The following is a 3,257-nucleotide window of genomic DNA, read 5'->3' as shown; positions in this document are numbered from 1 at the left end:
GAGGATCTAATCAAAGTTTATTGTGCTTTTAACTTCAAATAAGATAGGAATAGATTAATTGTTGAGGAGAATGCTATCGCTTTTGTAGTTAGAAATGAATGTCTGATCTTCTTAGTCTCTTGCCTATTTTTCCAAAAAACGAAAATACGGATTATGAATAATATACATTAGGTAAGAGAGAGAATAAGAGAGTTATAACGGTTAAATACGATCCGTTTCTTTAAGCATCTTTATATCTGTTGCCGGTGGAGCTCCGAATAATCTGCTATATTCACGACTAAACTGAGAAGGGCTTTCATAACCCACGCGGAAAGTTGTTGTTATTGCACCTAAATTTTCCGTTAACATTAATCGGCGAGCTTCACTCAGTCGTAATTTTTTTTTGGAATTGGAGCGGTGTCATTGATGTCATTGTTTTAAAATGAGTATAAAAAGCAGATTTGCTCATTCCAGAGCACAAAGCCAATTCATTGATATTTAGTGGTTTTATGTAATTGTTTTTTAACCAATCAATTGCTTTCGCTATTTGATGACTATGACTACCCGCGGTGACGATTTGATTCAATCGTTCACCTTGCTCTGTAACAAGTAGACGATAAAAAATTTCACGCTTTATACCTGGAGCGAGAATTTTAATGCTATTAGGTTCATCAAGAAGAGTGAGTAAGCGAATAAAGGCATTGACTAAAGGCTCTGATAATTCGCCAATAGCAATTCCTTTTTGAGCATTTGAATCAGAGTTAAATGTTAATTCACTATCAACGATGAGTTGTGATATTTCTTGCAAATCTAACTCCATAACTAGCCCTAAAAACGGTTTTTCATTACTCGCTTTCATAATATTCGCCATAACGGGGAGTTCTATTGAAGAAATTAAAAAATGGCTGGCATCGTAAATAAAGCTTTCTTCGCCCAAGATCACTCTCTTTTCACCTTGGGCAATTAAACATATTCCTGATTTGTGAGTGTGGCTAGTAATTGGTGTAGGAGAAGTCCAGTGTGTCAGCGTTAATCCCGGGATCGGGGTTTTTAATTGATTAGTATCATAAGTCCATTTTTTCTATCAGCATAGCGAGTTTTTTGAGTTAATGACGCCATGTTTTTCTAAATTTATTCATATGGACTCCATACTGGATAAAGCGATTAATATTGTAGTCGTCACAAAATTATAATATATGAGATGAATATTAGAAAATTATTTGATTTATTTCTAATAATAAACTGGAAGGGAATATTAAAAATAAAGTAGGCTGCGCCTAATAAATCACAGCCTTATGAAGTTATTATTTATTATTTTTATTTTTTTCTAACCATTTTTGCATTTGCTCTATTTCAGGGCCTTGTGCATCAATAATAGCTTGGGCGAGTTTACGCATTTCAGGATCGGTACCGTATTTCAGCTCAATTTTAGCCATATCAATGGCGCCTAAGTGGTGTGCAATCATGCCATCAGCAAATGCAACATCTGCATTATTAGTATTCATTCCTTTTGCCATATCGGCATGCATTTTGTTCATGGAATCATTGAGCTCTTTTTGCATTGGTGAACTGCCATGAGGTGTATCCATATTCATGTTCATATGAGTATTATTTGCCATTGCACCAAAAGAGATGACGCTCATTAAAATAACCGTAGCAGGTAAGATTTTTTTCATAACAGTTTCCTTTGATTTATCGTGAAATTGTTATCACTTTAAAGATTCCCCTTAGGGGAAGGTCAATGTTGTTATTCAAAGTTTAATGTTCTTTACTTTTAATGACGTAATTACAAAATAGCCTTTTAATCTATTTTATTTCAATTGGTTATATACCCATATTCAAATTGATATCATCGGAGTTTCTTGGCAAAAAAGAAGATTAATACTAACTGTTCTTATTTTAAATATGTCATTATAAAGTTATATTATTGATGCAATATAATAGCAGGTTATATGAAAACATTAAACTCCAACACAGTCTATGTCTCAAAGTACACTCAAAGATCGGGCATGAGTTATTTATTAATATTCGCTTCCAGAAGTATAAATAATATCGGGTAACATAAGTTTAATATCACTTATTGGTTTAATTTTTGATGAAGGCTTATTTAGAATAATCAAGATAATTAAGAATAAGTTGTTAAATAAGTAAAATAGATCATATTTTATCCATATTTCATTTTTTATAGAAAATAGGCATAATTTAAATTATATTGCGTGTTGTTCTAAAAAAATAAATTTATTAAATAAAATTTATATATTATTTAATGCTAATCAAGTAAAATTAGGTGCTTTTTCTATAAATAAAAATAAATAGAACTGTATACCTCCGTAATAAAATGTAAAAAATAAAAAGAATCGTAATCCAGATTGAACCTAATTTATTTTAATTATATAAATTAAAAATAAATCTTGAAAAAGATATGGTTTATATGTGGAGTTTACGATGAAACAGATACTTATTATTGCAGGAGGGATTTTATCGCTGACTATAATACTGGCTATTCTTGTCGCTATTCTGATTGTGTCTGTCGTTAAAGAAAATAGCGATGAGTTTTTGAATGAAAGTTGCGAAGTGATTGAAAATTCGTCATCAACAGTACGTAAAACCCTTTCTACGGTAGAGGCAAAACGCGATACGCTTATGGCGGTTTATCAATCTAAAGATAATTATGGAAGTTGTCAGCAGTTAACTGAAAAGTTAGATGATGTTGAAAAAAGCACTCTCTAATGGAAATTTAATCCTACCACGAGCAGCAAAAGAACAAATCTTGACGATCAAAAATGATTTTGATGGTTCAACATCACCGATGAAAAACATTGCTTGCAAGCAAGCACTCCAAGTTATTAATGACTTAAGTCAGTGATCTCATTATCCCCCTCTATTTTTATTTATCTTTTATCCGATAGTAAGATTATTTTCGGCGATTAAATTAATATTTCCTAACTTAATCCAATGAATATACAATATATTTTTCTTAAAAACAGTCTGTTTTTCTTCTTCGACATAAAATAGTGATAGGTTATCTATATTGATAATCTTGCTATTAGACGATTATGTTAACGTTAAAAAGAAGTGGCTAAGGGGATTTAAAGTCGTGATATGAATATGCTAAAATTGATAGCTGATTCGCTTTAGCAGCGAGATTTAAGTGATTAAGTTGGTTTTATTTTTTTGTTTTTTAATAAAAATGCATTTTCATTTTTATGCTATTTTTTTATTTTTTAATATTATAAATCTATTTTAGCTAGAGTAAGAAAAGCAAATCGGATAAAAGC

General features: G+C 30.9%; 5 protein-coding genes. 2 read left to right on the top strand and 3 right to left on the bottom strand.

Annotated elements, in window-relative coordinates; genetic code table 11:
* Nucleotides 1–201 precede the first annotated feature (201 nt).
* From BHE89_RS27075 to copM, 3 genes are all read right to left on the bottom strand, one after another.
* A complete protein-coding gene (locus BHE89_RS27075; protein WP_216081008.1) occupies nt 202–348 on the bottom strand; it encodes a hypothetical protein in 147 nt (48 codons plus the stop codon).
* Nucleotides 349–361: 13 nt separating this feature from the next.
* Nucleotides 362–1,021 (bottom strand): AraC family transcriptional regulator, encoded by a 660-nt coding sequence (locus BHE89_RS13075; RefSeq protein WP_286146115.1) that lies wholly within the window; start codon nt 1,019–1,021, stop codon nt 362–364.
* 262 nt (nt 1,022–1,283) lie between these two features.
* Nucleotides 1,284–1,655 carry a CopM family metallochaperone gene (gene copM / locus BHE89_RS13070; RefSeq protein WP_069368951.1) on the bottom strand — a complete coding sequence of 124 codons (372 nt, stop codon included), beginning with the start codon at nt 1,653–1,655 and terminating at the stop codon, nt 1,284–1,286.
* Nucleotides 1,656–2,424: 769 nt separating this feature from the next.
* On the opposite strand from copM, the gene BHE89_RS13065 reads away from it, so the two are divergent.
* Both BHE89_RS13065 and BHE89_RS25730 read left to right on the top strand, forming a co-directional pair.
* Nucleotides 2,425–2,709 (top strand): hypothetical protein, encoded by a 285-nt coding sequence (locus tag BHE89_RS13065; protein ID WP_286146114.1) that lies wholly within the window; start codon nt 2,425–2,427, stop codon nt 2,707–2,709.
* On the top strand, nt 2,684–2,845 hold the full coding sequence (locus BHE89_RS25730; RefSeq protein ID WP_286146113.1) for a hypothetical protein: 162 nt from the start codon (nt 2,684–2,686) through the stop codon (nt 2,843–2,845). Before BHE89_RS13065 ends, BHE89_RS25730 begins: the two co-directional genes overlap by 26 nt.
* The last annotated feature ends 412 nt before the right edge of the window (nt 2,846–3,257 follow it).

Origin of the sequence: Shigella sp. FC1967 (genome assembly GCF_001743005.1) — a bacterium.
Taxonomy (GTDB): domain Bacteria; phylum Pseudomonadota; class Gammaproteobacteria; order Enterobacterales; family Enterobacteriaceae; genus Proteus.
Note: the sequence above shows the minus strand (reverse complement) of the source record. Positions and strands in the feature narration are given on the sequence as shown.